At 31.7% G+C, this 18,694-nt stretch carries 17 protein-coding genes and 1 riboswitch; of the genes, 12 read left to right on the forward strand and 5 right to left on the reverse strand.

The features are described 5' to 3' along the window. Window positions 1–51: 51 nt before the first annotated feature. From LQ608_RS04010 to lysA, 9 genes are all read left to right on the forward strand, one after another. Window positions 52–1,653 (forward strand): ABC-F family ATP-binding cassette domain-containing protein, encoded by a 1,602-nt coding sequence (locus LQ608_RS04010; protein WP_239749894.1) that lies wholly within the window; start codon window positions 52–54, stop codon window positions 1,651–1,653. Window positions 1,654–1,851: 198 nt separating this feature from the next. Beyond that, window positions 1,852–2,027, forward strand: a riboswitch (Lysine riboswitch). A gap of 86 nt (window positions 2,028–2,113) precedes the next feature. Further along, window positions 2,114–3,316 (forward strand): aspartate kinase, encoded by a 1,203-nt coding sequence (locus tag LQ608_RS04015; RefSeq protein WP_239749895.1) that lies wholly within the window; start codon window positions 2,114–2,116, stop codon window positions 3,314–3,316. Between the two features lie 20 nt (window positions 3,317–3,336). Then, complete coding sequence (locus LQ608_RS04020; protein WP_239749897.1) at window positions 3,337–4,320, forward strand: aspartate-semialdehyde dehydrogenase; 984 nt, start codon at window positions 3,337–3,339, stop codon at window positions 4,318–4,320. Between the two features lie 17 nt (window positions 4,321–4,337). Beyond that, entirely contained in the window at window positions 4,338–5,228 is an 891-nt protein-coding gene (dapA, locus tag LQ608_RS04025) for a 4-hydroxy-tetrahydrodipicolinate synthase (protein ID WP_239749900.1), read from the forward strand. Next, a complete protein-coding gene (dapB, locus tag LQ608_RS04030) occupies window positions 5,225–5,962 on the forward strand; it encodes a 4-hydroxy-tetrahydrodipicolinate reductase (protein ID WP_107509951.1) in 738 nt (245 codons plus the stop codon). The genes dapA and dapB overlap by 4 nt, the downstream gene beginning before the upstream one ends. Window position 5,963: 1 nt before the next feature. After that, window positions 5,964–6,683: a 2,3,4,5-tetrahydropyridine-2,6-dicarboxylate N-acetyltransferase gene (gene dapD, locus LQ608_RS04035; RefSeq protein ID WP_107509952.1), complete on the forward strand. Its 720-nt coding sequence runs from the start codon at window positions 5,964–5,966 to the stop codon at window positions 6,681–6,683. Between the two features lie 79 nt (window positions 6,684–6,762). Further along, complete coding sequence (locus LQ608_RS04040) at window positions 6,763–7,911, forward strand: M20 metallopeptidase family protein (protein ID WP_078358132.1); 1,149 nt, start codon at window positions 6,763–6,765, stop codon at window positions 7,909–7,911. Continuing rightward, the gene (gene alr / locus LQ608_RS04045; RefSeq protein WP_239749901.1) at window positions 7,911–8,984 is read left to right on the forward strand and encodes an alanine racemase; all 1,074 of its coding nucleotides are present in this window, start codon (window positions 7,911–7,913) and stop codon (window positions 8,982–8,984) included. Before LQ608_RS04040 ends, alr begins: the two co-directional genes overlap by 1 nt. Beyond that, window positions 8,981–10,246: a diaminopimelate decarboxylase gene (gene lysA / locus LQ608_RS04050; RefSeq protein ID WP_107509954.1), complete on the forward strand. Its 1,266-nt coding sequence runs from the start codon at window positions 8,981–8,983 to the stop codon at window positions 10,244–10,246. The genes alr and lysA overlap by 4 nt, the downstream gene beginning before the upstream one ends. 769 nt (window positions 10,247–11,015) lie before the next feature. Here lysA and cspA read toward each other — a convergent pair. Then, the gene (cspA, locus tag LQ608_RS04055; protein WP_016912585.1) at window positions 11,016–11,216 is read right to left on the reverse strand and encodes a cold shock protein CspA; all 201 of its coding nucleotides are present in this window, start codon (window positions 11,214–11,216) and stop codon (window positions 11,016–11,018) included. Between the two features lie 168 nt (window positions 11,217–11,384). Next, window positions 11,385–11,687, reverse strand: coding sequence for a DUF1033 family protein (locus tag LQ608_RS04060; protein WP_078358139.1), 303 nt, complete (start codon window positions 11,685–11,687; stop codon window positions 11,385–11,387). Window positions 11,688–11,834: 147 nt separating this feature from the next. Between LQ608_RS04060 and LQ608_RS04065 the strand changes: the two genes are divergently transcribed. The 3 genes from LQ608_RS04065 to LQ608_RS04075 are packed head-to-tail and all read left to right on the forward strand — an operon-like array spanning window position 11,835 to window position 14,028. Next, the gene (locus LQ608_RS04065) at window positions 11,835–12,104 is read left to right on the forward strand and encodes an acylphosphatase (RefSeq protein WP_239749902.1); all 270 of its coding nucleotides are present in this window, start codon (window positions 11,835–11,837) and stop codon (window positions 12,102–12,104) included. A gap of 15 nt (window positions 12,105–12,119) precedes the next feature. Then, window positions 12,120–12,833, forward strand: a complete 714-nt coding sequence (locus LQ608_RS04070; RefSeq protein WP_078358142.1) for a 5-bromo-4-chloroindolyl phosphate hydrolysis family protein — start codon at window positions 12,120–12,122, stop codon at window positions 12,831–12,833. Continuing rightward, complete coding sequence (locus LQ608_RS04075) at window positions 12,826–14,028, forward strand: toxic anion resistance protein (RefSeq protein WP_078358143.1); 1,203 nt, start codon at window positions 12,826–12,828, stop codon at window positions 14,026–14,028. Before LQ608_RS04070 ends, LQ608_RS04075 begins: the two co-directional genes overlap by 8 nt. A 38-nt stretch (window positions 14,029–14,066) precedes the next feature. Here LQ608_RS04075 and LQ608_RS04080 read toward each other — a convergent pair whose 3' ends face one another. From LQ608_RS04080 to LQ608_RS04090, 3 genes are all read right to left on the reverse strand, one after another. Beyond that, window positions 14,067–15,269, reverse strand: a complete 1,203-nt coding sequence (locus LQ608_RS04080) for a DUF819 family protein (protein ID WP_239710228.1) — start codon at window positions 15,267–15,269, stop codon at window positions 14,067–14,069. Between the two features lie 78 nt (window positions 15,270–15,347). Next, a complete protein-coding gene (gene brnQ / locus LQ608_RS04085) occupies window positions 15,348–16,685 on the reverse strand; it encodes a branched-chain amino acid transport system II carrier protein (RefSeq protein WP_239749903.1) in 1,338 nt (445 codons plus the stop codon). A 114-nt stretch (window positions 16,686–16,799) separates the two neighbouring features. After that, entirely contained in the window at window positions 16,800–18,686 is a 1,887-nt protein-coding gene (locus LQ608_RS04090) for a vWA domain-containing protein (protein ID WP_239749904.1), read from the reverse strand. Window positions 18,687–18,694 lie beyond the last annotated feature (8 nt).

Below are 18,694 nucleotides of genomic sequence, written 5' to 3' on the forward strand. Positions count from 1 at the left end.
TATTTATGATATAATTCATCGGTAGAAGTATTAATGAAAAGGAGTCATTTAATGTTACAAGTCACTGATGTAAGTTTACGATTTGGTGATCGTAAACTATTTGAAGATGTAAATATTAAGTTTATACCAGGTAACTGTTACGGACTTATAGGTGCCAATGGAGCAGGAAAATCAACGTTCTTAAAAGTCTTATCAGGGGAATTAGATTCTCAATCTGGTCATGTTTCACTTGGTAAAGATGAACGTTTAGCAGTTTTAAAACAAGATCACTTTGCTCATGAAGATGAAAAAGTAATCGATGTTGTTTTAAAAGGTCATGAAAAATTATGGCAAGTTATGAATGAAAAGAACGAAATTTATATGAAACCAGATTTCTCTGATGAAGACGGTATGCGTGCAGCAGAGCTTGAAGGTGAATTTGCTGAAATGAATGGATGGAATGCTGAAGCGGATGCATCTGTTTTACTTTCAGGCTTAGGAATTAAAGATGAATTACATGACAAACAAATGTCTGAGTTAGAAAACAACCAAAAAGTTAAAGTGCTTCTTGCACAAAGTTTATTCGGTGATCCAGATGTTCTTTTACTAGATGAACCTACAAACGGTTTAGATATTAAAGCGATCGCTTGGTTAGAAGATTTCTTAATTAACTTTGAAAATACTGTAATTGTTGTATCACATGACAGACACTTTTTAAACAATGTATGTACTCATATTGCCGATTTAGATTTCGGTAAAATTAAATTGTTTGTTGGGAACTATGACTTCTGGTATCAATCAAGTCAACTTGCTTCTCAAATGGCTCAAGACCAAAACAAGAAAAAAGAAGAACGTATTAAAGAGTTACAAGACTTTATTGCTAGATTTAGTGCCAACGCATCTAAATCTAAACAAGCTACAAGTCGTAAAAAAATGCTTGATAAAATTGAACTTGATGATATTCAACCATCATCTAGACGTTACCCATTTGTTAATTTCAATATTGAAAGAGAAATTGGTAATGAGTTATTACAAGTTCAAGGTGTTTCTAAAACAATCGAAGGTAATAAAGTATTAAATAATGTATCTTTCACTATGAACCCTAATGATAAAGCAGTATTAATAGGAGAAAGTGAAATCGCTAAAACTACCCTACTACGTATATTAGCTGGTGAAATTGAGCCAGATGAAGGCACAGTTAAATGGGGCGTTACAACAAGTCAATCATATTTACCTAAAGATAATTCAGAATTCTTTGAAGGAATTAATATGAACTTAGTTGACTGGTTAAGACAATATGCACCACCAGAAGAACAAACAGAAACATTCTTAAGAGGATTCTTAGGACGTATGTTATTTAGTGGTGAAGAAGTTAAGAAAAAAGCAAGTGTACTTTCAGGTGGAGAAAAAGTTAGATGTATGTTAAGTAAAATGATGTTATCAAGCTCTAATGTATTATTACTTGATGAGCCTACTAACCACTTAGATTTAGAAAGTATTACAGCTGTAAATGACGGATTAAAGAACTTCAAAGGTTCTCTAATTTTCACATCTTACGACTTCGAATTTATTAACACAATTGCAAATAGAGTTATAGAACTTAAAGAAGACGGCGCAATTTCTAAAGAAATCACTTATGATGAATACTTGAGAGATCAAGGCGTTTATAACTAATATTTATATTGAGAAGCTTCAATTCGACTTTTGCCGAATTGAAGCTTCTTTTAATATAAAAACGAATTAAGTTGTATATCTATTAAAAACCATGTTTTTCCATTAATTGTTTAAATAGTTAGAACTTTTGAATTTATCTGTTTTCTCTCTTTACATCAATATTCTTTCTATGTATAATGAATGCATACCAATTGAATATGTTTTTGATGAGGCGCATCAATCATTAGTAACTCCCCTGTTAGACTGCAATCTTTAAGGAGTGAAAGGGTGCGATGCCGAAACGTAATGTTTTTGCAGAGATATTACGTTGGACATTTAGGTTAAGAGCTAAGTGTCTGTCATTATCTTAGGAATAATGGAGTGCATCACTTGTATATATATAATAAAACAAGTTCGGATGCCGAACTTGTTTTTTTGTTTATATTAAGGCGTTGACCTCTGATTTACAGGAGGAATTATTTTGGCTCAAAGTGTATTAAAGTTTGGCGGTACATCCGTCGGTGATTTTAACAAGATTAAAAATATCGCGTATATGTTGAAGTCTCGCATTGATAATGGAGAACAATTAGTAGTGGTAGTAAGTGCTATGGGCAAAACGACAGATTCTTTGCTCGAAAATATTGGCACACTTACCTCTCAACCTAAAGATGAGCATTTAGCAATGCTTCTAACAACCGGTGAACAACAGACCATTTCATATCTTTCAATGGTATTAAATGATATAGGCGTTCAAACGAAAGCAATGACAGGTTATCAAGCTGGAATTAAGACAGTCGGTCATCATTTAAAGAGTAAAATTGCTGAAATTGATGCTAATCGATTTGAATCAGCTTTTGAAACAAATGACATACTTGTAGTTGCAGGCTTTCAAGGTGTAAATGACCATCTTGAGATTACGACTCTAGGACGTGGAGGTTCAGATACTACCGCAGTAGCAATAGCTGCAAGTATAGATACGTCTTGTGAAATATATACTGATGTAGATGGTGTATATGGAACAGATCCTAGAATATATAAAGAAGCACACCTTCTCAATGAAGTTTCTTATGAAGAAATGATGGAAATGAGTGCATTAGGTGCAGGAGTTTTAGAATCAAGAAGTGTTGAAATTGCTAAAAATTATAACATACCTTTATATCTTGGAAGAACATTATCAAATGTGAAAGGAACATGGATTATGCCACAAGCAGAAATTTTAGAGAAGAAAGCAGTCACAGGAGTAGCATTAGATACACATATGATTCATGTTACTTTAACATATCCTATGCAGAATTTTGCTTTACTACAAAAATTATTTGATTCATTAGAAGAACAATCTATGAATGTTGATATGATTTCGCAAATCGAAAATCAACAAGGCTTACAACTTTCATTTACGATTAAAGATTCCGATGTCTATCAAATAGAGGAAATTATAGTTAGCATAACAGAGGATTACCCTCACCTATGTTATAAAATGAAAGATAATTACGCTAAACTTTCTGTAATTGGAACGGGCATGAGAGATATGTCAGGAATAGCATCTAAAGCTTTCCGTACTTTGATTACTAATGATATACATTTTTATCAAACAACCACGTCAGAAATAAGTATTTCTTATGTAGTTGATCGTGATTTAGGCAAAAATGCCGTTCGAATTTTAAGTGAAGCATTTAATATATAATTGATGATGGAGTGAAAAAAATGACAAAATTAGCAGTTGTTGGTGCAACAGGTTTAGTAGGAGAAAAAGTATTAGAAGTATTAGATAGAAAAAATATACCATTTGATGAGCTTGTATTATTTTCATCACCTAGATCAGCAGGTAAAGAAGTGGCATTTCAAGGTAGAACTTATGTTGTTGAAGCATTAACTGAAGAGAAAACAAATGGACAATTCGATTACGTTATTATGAGCGCTGGCGGAGGTACAAGTAAAACTTTTGCCCCACTATTTGAAGAACATGGTGCTATTGTAATAGATAATTCTAGTCAATGGAGAATGCATGAAGGGATAGATTTAATAGTTCCAGAAGTTAATACACCTAAGTTAAATCGAAAAATCATTGCAAACCCTAACTGTTCAACAATACAATCAGTCGTTCCATTAAAACCTTTATTAGATACTTTTGGTTTGAAAAGAGTTGCTTATACAACATATCAAGCAGTATCAGGTTCAGGACTTGCCGGACGCGAAGATTTGTCTAATGGTGAGAAAGGTGAAGCGCCTAAGAACTACCCTCACCCAATCTATAATAATGTATTACCACATATAGATGTATTTTTAGAAGATGGTTATACAAAAGAAGAACAAAAAATGATCGAAGAAACAAGAAAAATATTAAATCAACCGACACTTAATGTTACAGCAACATGTGTACGTGTACCTGTTCAAGATAGCCACAGTGTGCACATCAACGTTACTTTAGATAAAGAAGCAACAGTTGAAGGTATTAAAAATTTATTTAATGAAGATGACCGTGTAGTATTGGTAGATAATGTTGAAAAAAATGAATATCCATTAGCTATACACTCTACTGGTAAAGATGAAGTGTTTGTTGGAAGAATTCGTAAAGATGATTCTTTAGATAATACTTTCCATATTTGGTGTACTTCAGATAATTTACTAAAAGGTGCAAGTTTAAATGCCGTTCAAGTACTAGAACAAGTTATGCAATTAAATAAATAAAACAAGGAGTGTTAAGTATGTCACATATTTTTACAGGTGTAGGCGTTGCCCTTACAACACCATTTACAAATGAGGATGTAGACTACGAAGCATTTGAAAACCATATAGAATTTTTAATAGATAATGGCGTTAAAAGTATTATTATCAACGGTACAACAGCTGAGAATCCAACATTAACTGCCGAAGAAAGAAAAACGCTATTAGAATGGGGAATTAAAAAAGTGAATGGACGCGTTCCTGTCATTGCTGGCACAGGAACGAATAACACTCAAGCTTCTATTGATGAGTCAATTAGAGCGAAAGAATTAGGTGCAGATGCAATTATGTTAATCACACCTTATTATAATAAAACGAGTCAACGTGGTTTAATTGCACATTTCACTAAAATAGCTAATGAAGTTGAACTTCCAGTTGTATTATATAATGTGCCTTCAAGAACGAACATGACAATAGAAATTGATACTGTTCTTAAATTAAGTGAAAATCCATATATAGTTGCACTTAAAGATGCGACAGGAGATTTGGAATATGCTAAATCGTTAAAAGAACAGTTACCTAGTGACTTTGCTTTATATAGTGGTAATGATGACAATATGTTTGATTATTACCGCTTAGGTGGCGAAGGTTTGATTTCAGTAGTTGCTAATGTCATTCCCAATGAAACTCAACAACTTTATGATTATGTTTCAAATGATCAACTTGATAAAGCTACTTCTTTAAATGAGGATATTGTAACTTTATTAAATCATTTAAGTGTTGATGTCAATCCAATTCCAATTAAGTTATTAACTTCGGAATTGGGCTTTGGAAATTATGAAGTAAGATTGCCACTTGTGACGTTAGATGAAGAAGAAAGAAAAGTTTTAAGCGAAGCATTTAATACTTTCAAAGATGGTGTAAAACAATGAAAATATTATTAATTGGTTATGGCGCAATGAATGAGCGCGTCGCAAGATTAGCTACAGAAAGAGATAATGAGATTGTAGGCGTTGTTGTCAAGGATCCATCCAAACAATATCCCTACCCTGCTTTCAATTCTATATCTAAAGCTCCAGAAGCGGATGTTGCTATTGATTTTTCGAATCCAGAATTATTATTACCTTTATTAGAAGAAGATTTTAAATTACCTTTAGTTATTGCAACAACTGGTGACAAGGAAAAAATAATTGAACAACTAAAAGTAAAATCGGCAAATATGCCAGTATTCTTTAGTGCTAATATGAGTTATGGTGTTCATATACTTAAAGAAATTATTCAATATGCAGTACCGCTTTTAGAAGACTTCGATATTGAAATGATCGAAAAACATCATAACAAGAAAGTGGATGCACCAAGTGGAACACTTGTACAATTATATGATGCAATTAAAGAAAAAAGAGCGCAATCAGTGCCAGTTTATGATAGACATGAGTCTTCGTCTAAACGTGATGCAGCAGAAATTGGTATTAGCTCTCAACGCGGTGGTACAATTGTTGGAGAGCATCAAGTATTGTTTGCAGGTCATGATGAGACGATAGAAATTACCCACCGTGCTCAATCAAAAGATATCTTTGCAAATGGTGCTATTAATGTAGCTGAAGTACTAGTGAATAAAGAAAATGGATATTACACATACAATAACTTAAATGAGGAGAGAAATTAACATGGTTAAAGATTTTACAGCAGAAGAAATTATTCAATATATTAGTGAGGCGGAGAAAGTTACGCCATTAAAAGTTTATGTAAATGGTCAATTTGATAATGTTGAATTTCCAGAGTCATTTAAAGTATTCGGTTCAGAGTCATCAAAAACAATTTTTTGTGATGCTAAAGATTGGACTCGTTTCTATGAAGAAAACAAATCAGCATTCACTGATTTAGAAATTGAACATGATCGTCGTAACTCTGCAATTCCATTAAAAGATTTAACAAATACAAATGCACGTATAGAGCCAGGTGCTTTCATAAGAGAACATGCTGTTATTGAAGACGGCGCAGTGGTTATGATGGGAGCAACAATAAATATTGGTGCAGTTGTTGGAGAAGGAACAATGATAGATATGAATGCTACTTTAGGTGGACGTGCTACAACAGGTAAAAATGTTCATGTTGGTGCAGGTTCAGTATTAGCTGGTGTAATAGAACCACCAAGTGCATCACCTGTTATCATTGAAGATGATGTACTAATTGGTGCAAATGCTGTCATTCTTGAAGGTGTTAGAGTTGGTAAAGGTGCAATTGTAGCAGCTGGTGCGATTGTAACGAAAGATGTTCCTGAAGGTGCAGTTGTTGCTGGTACACCTGCTAAAGTAATTAAACAATCAGCAGATGTTCAAGATGGCAAAAAAGAAATTGTATCGGCATTACGTAATTTAAATCAATAATTATATACACAATATAAAATGAATGCGCCAATCAAATTGATTGGCGTTTTCTATACATACTATAAAGGGACTGAGTTTAATGTCTGAATTAGAATTTGTTAAAAATACAAGAAGATACTTGCATCAACATCCTGAATTAAGTATGCAAGAATATGAAACAACGGCATATATTGAATCATTTTTAAATGAACTAGATATTCCATATGAACGCCCTATTTCAACAGGAGTTATAGGATATTTAAAGGGTAATTCAAATCAAACGATTGCTTATAGAGCAGATATAGATGCATTACCAATTCAAGAAGTGAATGAAATTTCTTATAAAAGTATAGTAGATAATGTGATGCATGCTTGTGGACACGATGGTCATACAACAGCATTAATGCTTTTTACAAAACGTTGTAAAGCACTATATGACAAAGGACAATTACCTCATAATGTTGTATTTATATATCAACCTTCTGAAGAAACAGAAGCTGGTGCGAATCAATTGATTCAATCTAAAGTATTCGATAAATACAATATAGATAAAATATACGGCATACATATCATGCCTTTTGAAGATGTTGGAACTGTAGCGTTTAAAAATGACGAAATCACAGCTAGTGCAACTGAATATAGATTTTATTTAAATGGTCTATCTAGTCATGTGGCAAGTAAAGAAGAAGGCAAAGCAGCTTCAGAAGCAATGATGCATATATTGTCGCAAGTTTCACAAATACAGCAATTTCATTTAAATGGTTTAAACCGTAATATCGTACATATTGGACAATTTAATGTGGGAGAAGCAATTAATACTGTTCCACAAAATGGTTATTTAGAAGGTACGATTAGAACATATGATACAAATGATCTTCAAATTGTTAAAGATCAAATGCATAAAATAGCAGAAAGCGTAGAATTATTATTTAGTGTAACTTGTTCTGTTAAATTTGCTGAAGGTTATCCACCTACTACAAATGATGTTACGCTTTATAAAAATGTAAAAGAAGCTCTAACTAAACTAAACTTAACACAACATGAATTAGAAAAACCATATTTGTTTGGTGAAGACTTTAGCTTTTATCGTAATATAGCACCAAGTTATTTTGTGTTTTTTGGTACACGAAACATACAAAAAGATTATATATATGGACTTCATACAAATAAATTAAATTTTGATGAAGAAGTATTAATAAGTGTCGCTGATTATTATACTGCATTATTAACTCAAGGAGAGATCGATTAATGGTAGCGCGTATAACATTTGAAGAACAAAATTTTATAAACAATGTGAAGCATGTCATTCAAGATAATGACGTTATGGCAGTCGTTAAGAACGATGCTTATCATTTCGGTCTAGAATTTGCTGTAGAGTCATTTATGAAAGCAGGTATTCGTACTTTTAGTACTACTTCTTTATATGAAGCAGTAAGAATACGTAAATTAGATCCACATGTAAATATCTTTTTGATGAATCCGTCCATAGAATTTGAAGTATTGAAGCAATATGATATAGCGATGACATTGCCCTCTTTAAAATTTTATAATGAACATTTAGAATCTTTATCAGGCATTAAATTACATTTAGAATTTGAAAATTTATTACATCGTTCTGGATTAAAAGATCAATATGAAATGATACAAGTATTAGAACACAATGCAAGTCTCTCTAAAGATAATCAATCACTTATCGAAGGCATTTGGACGCATTTTGGTTATGCTGATGAATTTGATGGTAATGAATACGAAACTGAAAGAGACGCTTGGAAAAAATGTTTAATGCATATTCTTAACGAAGGTTATACATTTAAATTTATTCATTCACAAAATAGTGCAAGCTATGTTCGTGAAGATAGTATACTAGATCAACATACACATGCTCGATTAGGGATCATTTTATATGGATCAAGACCGTATAGTACCTTACCTACTACAGTAACTAAACAAAATTTTTCTGTAACAGCAAATGTAATACAAGTTCGCCCTATTAAAAAAGGAGAAACATGTGGATATAGCTTTCAATTTACTGCTGAAAAGGATTGTAACATTGCTGTAGTGGATATTGGATATGGGGATGGAATACTGAAGACAAGAGCTAAACATGATGCACTCATAAATCAAAAGCGCTATCCAATACGCGGCTTAATGATGAGTCATATGTTTGTTGAAGTAGATGAATCTGTACAAAGTGGCGATACAGTAACGATGTATAGTGATAAAATAAGAATAGATGAATTTACGTTTAAAGGTGTCGGTGCTAATTCTGAACAAATTAGTGCTTTGAATCATCATTCATTAATAAAGGAGATTATATCATGACAGTAAAATATAATGAACAAGGTGTTCTAACAATGGGTAATGTTTCATTAAAGACAATAGCTGCAAGCTTTGGTACCCCTACTATCGTATACGATGAAGAACAAATTAGAAATCAATGTAGAAGATTTCATGAAGCTTTTAAAGAAAGCGAATTGTCTTATAATATTTCTTATGCATCTAAAGCTTTTAGCAGTATACAGTTATTTAAATTAATGGATGAAGAACAAATGGGATTAGATGTTGTTTCTGAAGGTGAATTATATACAGCATTAGCGAGTGGCTTCAATCCGAGTAAAATACACTTCCATGGTAACAATAAAACAAATGAAGAAATAGAGTATGCTATTGAAAGTGGTGTTGAATACTTTGTAATAGATTCTTTAGATGAAATCGACCGTATTAATCGTGTTGCCTCTAAGCCAATTAAAGCTGTTTTAAGAGTTAATCCAGGCGTTGAAGCACATACACACGAATTTATTCAAACTGGCCAAGAAGATAGTAAATTTGGCTTGTCAATTAAACATGGTACTGCAATAGAAGGTGTACGTGCTTTACAAGCATCTGAAAAAATAGATTTTAAAGGGATACATTTTCATATTGGATCACAAATATTTGAAGCAGATGGAACAATTAATACTATACAAATCGTGTTTGAATGGTTAAAGGCGAATGATATACAAATTGATATCTTGAATTTAGGTGGTGGCTTTAGTATTCAATATACAGAAGCGGATAAAAGTTATCCTATAGAAGAAGGTATTAAACTTATAACTGACGCTATCAAAGAAAATAGTAAGAAATATGAAATGGCTATACCAGAAATATCTATAGAACCAGGTCGTTCAATAGTTGGTGAAGCGGGAATTACGCTATATCAAGTTGGTACAATTAAAGAAATACCGAATGTGAATACTTATGTTTCAATTGATGGTGGCATGAGTGATCATATAAGAACAGCTTTGTATGATGCACAGTATGAAGCATTGCTTGTAAACAGAAATGATGAGGATACGCACGAAGTAACAATTGCTGGTAAATTGTGTGAATCTGGAGATTTAATCGGAAGAGACATGAAATTACCTAAATCGACGAAAATTGGTGATTATATAGCAGTACTTTCTACTGGAGCATATCACTACTCTATGAGTTCTAATTATAACCAAATGTTAAAACCATCTGTGCTATTTGTTAAAGATGGTAAAGCAAGAGAAGTAATAAAAAGACAAACGTTAAAACAATTAATTTTGAATGACGTGAAATAAACTAAAATAGCTTGGATCATATATCTTAACTCAAAATAAATAAGCATATCACGTAACTGATTTTTAAAGTTTACAGTGATATGCTTATTTTTTAATAGAATATTACGATTTTGTATGTGCATGCTTGCCTAGGGGTATGGCTCGAGCCTGTAGTCTCTCACGCATACTATTCCCTCAGGCGTCAGCACTTTACAAAATCGTAGCAATATCTATTTTTATAAAATCTTACGATTTTGTACGTGCATGCTTGCCTAGGGGTATGGCTCGAGCCTGTAGTCTCTCACACATACTATTCCCTCAGGCGTCAGCACTTACAAAATCGTTAGCAGTATTTATTTTTTAAATCTTATGATTTTGTACGTGCAGCTTGCCTAGGGGTATGGTTCGAGCCTGTAGTCTCTCACACATACTATACCCTCAGGCGTCAGCACTTTACAAAATCATTACCAATAAACATTTTTATTAAATCTTGCGATTTTGTACGTGCATGCTTGCCTAGGGGTATGGCTCGAGCCTGTAGTCTCTCACGCATACGATTCCCTCAGGCGTCCGCACTCTACAAAATCGTTATAAATCTCCGTTTTTATACAAAAAAATAAAGCACTTTCGTATAATTTAATTAATTACAATAAAAATCAAATTAACGAGGTGCTTTATATATAAAAGTTATAACATGTCTCAAATAATACTGCTATTAAATATTATCTTAAAGCAGAAAGAAACCCTAACATTGTTAGGGTTTCTTTCTAGTCTTTCAAATTCATATATATTATAGTTTTACAACGTTTGCAGCTTGTGGGCCACGGTCGCCTTCAACTACTTCGAATTCTACTGCTTGACCTTCTTCTAAAGATTTGTAACCTTCTTGGTTAATTGCTGAGAAATGTACGAATACGTCATTTTCTCCTTCAATTTCGATGAAGCCAAATCCTTTTTCTGCGTTAAACCATTTTACTGTACCTTGTTTCATAATGTGAAACCTCCAAGACTAAAATTCAATATGCGATATTCGCATATTACAAAAAACACAATTAATATAAATATGTCATTTGCAATATGGAATAACGATATTGCTATTACTTATTATACGTCACTAAATATTCAAATGCAATACCATTTGAGATATTTTCAGATTTTATTAATTTGGTAAAGGTGTATAAATAGAATTGTCATTTAATACAAGTATACTATAAAAAATTTGTAAGTCTTCTTCACAGTCTTCACAATATGACAAATCGCAATTATTATAAAATGCATGTATATTATGCTTGCCTACGAGTTCATTAGTAAATTTAATTTGGTATTTTTCAAGTAAGTTTTTATATTGCGTAATCATTTCATCATAATCAACACATTCTATTTCTTTAATAATATTATCTTTCCAATCATCAAACAGCCACCATCCCTCATAATCTGCTCGGATTGTTACGATTTTATACATCTAAAAAACTCCCCTATTTAGAAAATTGCCCTAAAATAAATTTAAATCTTATTACCAATTAAATCAAGAAAATAGCTTGTGTGCATGTTTCTAATTATTAGTTTTTTTATACATAACCCTTTATAATAGATATATGAGGTGATAAAAATGAACGGAAAACATATTAAAGTATTTGGACGTGTACAAGGTGTTGGTTTTAGATTTTTTACAGCACAGCTTGCTAAAAAGTATAAAATTGTTGGTAGCGTTGAAAATGTTAGCGACTATGTAGAGATATATGCTAGTGGCAATGATGATAACTTAGAACAATTTATAAATGGTGTTATTCAGGGAGTAGCACCAGCTTCAGTTGTTGAAAATTATACAATTGATGATACGACATTAGATGAAAAAACAAAGCACTTCAAAACGTTATAAATTAGGAAGATGACAATGAAATATAATTTATCATATGTATTAGGTGCACTACTGGCTGTACCTATATCATTTATCGCATTTTTATTTAGTATTTTTCAATTGGATTTAAATTTTATTATTGATATGACAGTATTTGCTGGTTCATATGTATTAAGCTTTTTACCTATTCAATGGTATAGCTCAAGAAAATATTTAAAAGAGATGGGCTTAACGCGTCGTGAATTTCATTTTATAAGAAAACAATTAAACGATGCTCAACCAAAACTGAAGCGTCTTTATAAGAACTATATGCGTGTAAGATCATATAGCGAATTTAAGAATTTAAATGAAGTCGCTAAATTGGCGCGTACAATTTATAATGCAGTCAAACAATCACCTGAAAAATTTTACACAGTTGAGAGTTTCTTCTATTCTCATTTAGACAATACGGTGAATTTAATTGAAAATTATACAATGCTACAACGCATGCCTAATAAATCTAAAGAAGAAAAAGCTAAATTGAAACAAACGAAACTAACTATTGATGAAAACAAAAGAACTTTAGTAGCAGATTTGAAACAGCTAAACGAATCTAGCTATCATCAATTAGATATTGAAATGGAACTTGCTGATATAGCTAAAGATAGAAATAATTATACGCAAGCTATTCCTGAATCGACAAAAGAAAAAGTGAATTTAAGAAAAAAGGCAAAAAAATACGAATATGAAATGGAGCGTAACGATGACTGAAACAAATAAAAACTTATTTGACGACCTTATTGATGATCCATTTAAAGATTCATCAAATGAATTAACACCACAAAAAGCAGAAGTTTCAGAGCAACAAGGACAATCTGATGTGACATCAACATATGAAAAATCGTTTTCTGATGAAGATCAGCGTAAAATTGACGAAATTGCTAAACAAATTAAACCATTAGATAATGATGGCTTACTATTGTATGGACAGCAAGCTCAAAATAAATTATCACAGTTCTCTCATCAAATGTTGACTCAAGTGCAATCTAAAGATGTCGGTCCCATTGGTTCTTCATTAAGAAATTTAATGAACAAATTAAAAGAGGTAAATCCTGATGAATTACAGAAACAAAATAAATCTAGACTAAAAAGAATATTTAGAAGAGCTGAACGTTCTGTAAATGAAATGTTCAGTAAATATCAATCGGTTGGTGCTCAAGTTGACCGTATATCAGTTGAATTACAAAAATCTCAAAATATGCTAATGAAAGATGTTGGATTACTGGATCAACTATATGAAGAAAACAAAGCCTATTTCGATGCATTAAACATTTATATTGCAGCAGCTGAGAAAAAACGAGATGAATTAAAACGAAACGAACTAGTAGCACTAGAGAATAAAGTTAAATCATCTAATAATCAAATGGATGTACAAGAATTAGCAGATTTACAGCAATATATAAATCGTCTTGAAAAAAGAATCTATGATCTACAACTATCACGACAAATTACGTTGCAATCAGCCCCACAAATTCGAATGATACAAAATATTAACCAAACATTGGCAGAAAAAATTCAAAGTTCTATTTTGACAAGTATTCCATTGTGGAAAAATCAAATGGCTATCGCTTTAACATTGTTAAGACAACAAGGTGCCTCTGAAGCACAAAAGAAAGTTACAGATACAACAAACGAATTACTCTTAAAAAATTCTGAAATGCTAAAACAAAATGCAATCAGAACGGCTGAAGAAAATGAACGTGGTATTGTAGATATTGAAACTTTGAAGACAACGCAAACGAATATAGTAGATACAATTCAAGAAACACTTCGTATACAAGAAGATGGTACAAGAAAACGTCAACAAGCAGAGCAAGAATTACAAACACTTGAAGAAGATTTAAAGACAAAACTTTTACAACTCAAAGATGAACAACATCAATTGAGAAATTCGTTTAAATCATAAAAAGGAACTTCATTAACGAAGTTCCTTTTTTCTATAGATTACATAAATTGACTTAAGAAATACCCCATCATTGTGCCAATATAATTTCCAATGACATAACCTAGTGTACCTATAATTAATATTGGACCAACGAGACTATGCCAACCTTTTGAAATTGCTAAGGCAGCTGCTGTAGTAGGTCCTCCTGCATTAGCATTACTAGCTAGAATCATTTCTTCAATATTAAACTTAAACAATTTTCCGAATGAAAGTGTAATTGCTAAGTTGAATATTAAAATAATTGCTACGAATATAAATAATAATGGTGCAGTTTTTATGATAATTGGAATTGAAGCTGGCACCCCTATTACCACAAAGAAAATATAAATTAAAAATGTACCAAGCTCATCTGAAGCATTTAAATTTTCAAAGAATTTACTAAAGACTGCTACTGCAATAAGTGTCAATGTTGTTAATAGTAAAAATTGATCTCCTATAATACTTACTAAAATCTCTAAAAAAGGATTACTTTTAGGTACAATTGCATTGATAAGTTCTGAGATTTTAAAACTTATAGCAACTAAAACGAATGCAATTGCTAAAGAATAAGCAATATCTTTTAAACTAATTTCATTTCTTTTCCAGTATGTTTCTGCATTATTTCCCTCTGTATCTTTATTATCAGTGCTCAATCTATTGAAATATTTTTTAACAAATTTTAGATTAGGTAAAGTAATGAGTACTATAAAATAAAACGCCATTACACTATTATCTGCTACGACTGTGGCGGAAACGAGCTCACCAGGCGTTTCAAATTTAGTGCTAAGTGCTGCGAAATTTACGCCGCCTCCTATGTAGCTACCTGTCATCATAGCACCTATTTTATCTAATTCAGGTATAAATTGATGCAATAATAAAAATGCGATTGTAACACCTACTACTGTTCCTACTGAACTGATTAAGAAAATAAATAACAAACGTCTACTTTCTTTCCATATTTTAAAGATGTTTGATCTAAATAACAGTAATGGTATTGCCAAAGGTATAACATAGTTCCAAACTTGATCGTAAACTGGAGATGCTATTGGGATGATATTGAGATTAGATAATAACATAGCACCAATTAAAGCTATAATGGCACCAGTAATTTTAGATGCAAAGGCATATCTTTGTTCTAAGAAAATACTGAGTGCAGCAATACTAACTAATATAGCCCATAAAAGCCAAGTTTCATCCTTATTGATGATTGCGTTTAAATACATTAAATCAGCCCCTTTATTTTTACTTAAAATATTATGAATAGAGGCTGAGACAATTAATTTGTCCCAGCCTCGTATAATTTAGCTATATTGTATTGGTGCTTGATTTTTCACTTTACCTATGATGAATCCAATAATAAATCCTACAATTGCAAATGGTATCCATTCCATTTGATATTGAGCTAAAGGTAATTTACTAATAAATCCAATTGTTGCCCACTCCATCTGATTAAATACTGATATAAATGAAATGATTGTAACGAATGCTACAGCCAATTGTTGTGCAATTGGTGGTGTTTTAACATATTTAGCTAATAAAATTAATAACACTGCAGTAATTGCAATTGGGTATAGTACAAGTAATACTGGTAAAGAACCTTTAATTACAGTTGTTAAACCTTGATTTGAAAGGATAAAACTAATTAAAGTAAAGATTGCAACAAACCATTTGTAAGAAATTTTAGGTAATAATTCATTGAAGAATTCACTTACAGAAACAATCAAGCCTGTAGCTGTTGTTAAACAAGCTAATGCTACGATTATACCGATTAAATATTTACCAAATTCACCAAATGCTAAATTTGCTGCTGATGTTAGTAAGTAAGTTCCGATATTTTGACCGTTATCATTCAGTTCTTTAATCGTTTCAGCTGAAACATTCATATGATTTCCTATCCAGCCTAATGAAATATAAATGAAACCTAAAGCTATTGCAGCAATAACTCCTGCAAAAATAGTTTGTTTAAATAATCCAGTTTCTTTTGTTACACCTTTACTCTTAATTGCAGTAATAACAATCATAGAGAAAGCAATGGCAGCAATTGCATCCATTGTTAAGTAACCTTCTACAAAACCTTTACCAAAGCTAGTACCACTACTACTATATACAGCAGGATCTCCTGATACAGTAGATTCACCACTTAAAGTAATGAAAGCTTTAACAATCAAAGCTGTGATTGATATTAGCAGTAAAGGAGTTAAAATTGACCCAACTTTATCTACCATTTTACTTGAGTTAAAACTTAAGTAAAATACAATAATAAAGTAAATGAGTGTGAAAATAAATAAAGACATTGAACTCGTTGTTTCAAATATCGGAGTTATTCCCATCTCAAATGATGTTGCTGCCGTACGTGGTATAGCAAATAGCGGTCCAATTGTTAAAGAAATAGCAACTAATAACACAACTGCAAATACAGGATGTATCTTCCCTAATGATACTCTGTACCCTTTCTCTTCAATTGATCCTGTGATTACACCAATTAAAGGCAAACCTATTCCCGTTATAACAAACCCAAATATTGCTGGCCAAAAGAAATTGCCGCTCGATAATCCTAGTGCAGGTGGAAAAATTAAATTCCCTGCCCCAAAGAAAATCGCAAATAACATAAATCCTACTACAAAAATATTCTTATTCATATATTTTACTCCTTTTACGTCTTACAATAATCTATATTTTATCATTGGAGAAAGTTTTCGTCCATATGAAATTTCTGAAAATTAAAAAAAGAATGTAAATATTTTCAAATTCATTTATATAGATTGTAATAATAATTTTTTCAGTAACGGAGCCAGTTGGTATGGTAAATTCTCAACACCTTCTACAAATAGGCTTTGCTTACCATAAATATTATGAACAGTCCGTTTAATACTTTCATCAATTACATCTTGATTAAGAAAAACATTGAATACGTAAATGCCCTGTTTGTCTGCTTCAATGACTGCTTCATGTGTATCAATAATACCATCTTCTGCATAATCAAAGGCTGATGGTTCTCCATCAGAGAACACGATCAAGAATTTTTGTGCCTCAGATCTTTGTAGTAAATGTTGTGTAGCAACTCTTAACGCTACGCCATCACGATTATCATCTTGAGGTTCAAGTGTCATAATTCTAGCGTCATTTTGTTTTAGTGTAGATTCGTTATATAAAATTAATTCTTCTATCGTATTAGGTTGATTTTGCTTATCAGAATCAAACGCATCTTCACTGAAACCAAGTATTTCATGTTTTATATCAAGATTTTTAAGCGTTTCATGAAATAACACAACACCCTTTTTAGTTTCTTCCATTTTGTCATGCATACTTGCTGAAGCATCGACTAATAACGTAAATGTAGCATCTAGTTTTCTACTAAAAGCATCTTTTTTAAAGAATAATTTATACTGATCATCAATAAACCAGTTTAATAAGTTCTTTTGTAGTCTGCCTTTAGTCATGTTTTCTCTTAAATCACTATATTGATGATTCATAGATTTTTGAATTATGCTCGTTAAGTCTTTAATTTCAAACTGTACACTATCTACTGCTTCTTTATAAGCAACAACATCAGATGGTGTGATTTCAGGTTTATTAAAGGATAATGAGACATTTTGGTTTACACCTTTTAAATTATAATGATTGTTTAGTCCCTGTGCTCCGCCTTCTTCATCGTCAATCGTATCATTTGATCCTTTGCCTTTTTTCTCCATCATATCTGTCATATCATCAGATGCATCGCCTTCACGCTCGTTATCAGAAAGTACATCGCTATTTTCACCTTCATGTAATTCCATTTCTAAATATGAATCACTATCAGCTTTACTATCTGCCGTTTTTGTTTCAGCTTCTTCTGTCGTAATTTCGTCTTGGTCATGCTCTTTTTCGTTACTTTGATCAGTTTGAGCAGCATCTTGTCTACTTAAATCTTCAAGTGACCACTCTTCTTCATAACTTTTGTATATTCGTTCTGGAATATGATAGTACTGATTTAACATATCTTCTTTTAATAAATAATCAACAAGTACCATAATGCTAACAGCTAAATCATAACTATCTTCAGACGTATTTAAATTAAAAATTTGAGTTAATCTATTAAAAACTTGCACAAGAGCATCATCAAAATTTTCGTGAATAGCAATATTATTTATAAAATTTTCGTTCAAAATAGCATGTTCTATAGCTAAAAATAGTAAATCAGTATAAGTTGTTTTTGTTTGATATACATGGATTTGACTATTATTTTGTTTAACTTTTACTGCTAATCTATGTTTAAATATATTTTTTGTTACAGGTCTTTTTTGCATGATAATATTAGACAATCTATATTCTTCAATGAGCATAAACAACTGCTTAAAAAAGTTCATATGATCGAATGATTCATCTAATACTTCCTTATAAATTGAAGGATCAATGTGTTTAAAGCCAATCGTATCTAGCATGATATCAGATTTTAGTCCTGCTCTTGTTACATGTTCAGGACGATGTAACCAAGTGAAACTGACATTACATGTATTTTGTATTGGATCGTAATGCTGAAACTTTTGAAACGATACTTTAACATTAGGATCTTCAAGTAATAATTTTGCTAGATCTGTTAACATCATAATTTGCTGTGCATCGATTTGTTCATCATTAAATAATATAAAACGATCACTCATGATATTCT

The organism is Mammaliicoccus sp. H-M34 (assembly GCF_022386495.1).
Lineage (GTDB): Bacteria > Bacillota > Bacilli > Staphylococcales > Staphylococcaceae > Mammaliicoccus > Mammaliicoccus fleurettii.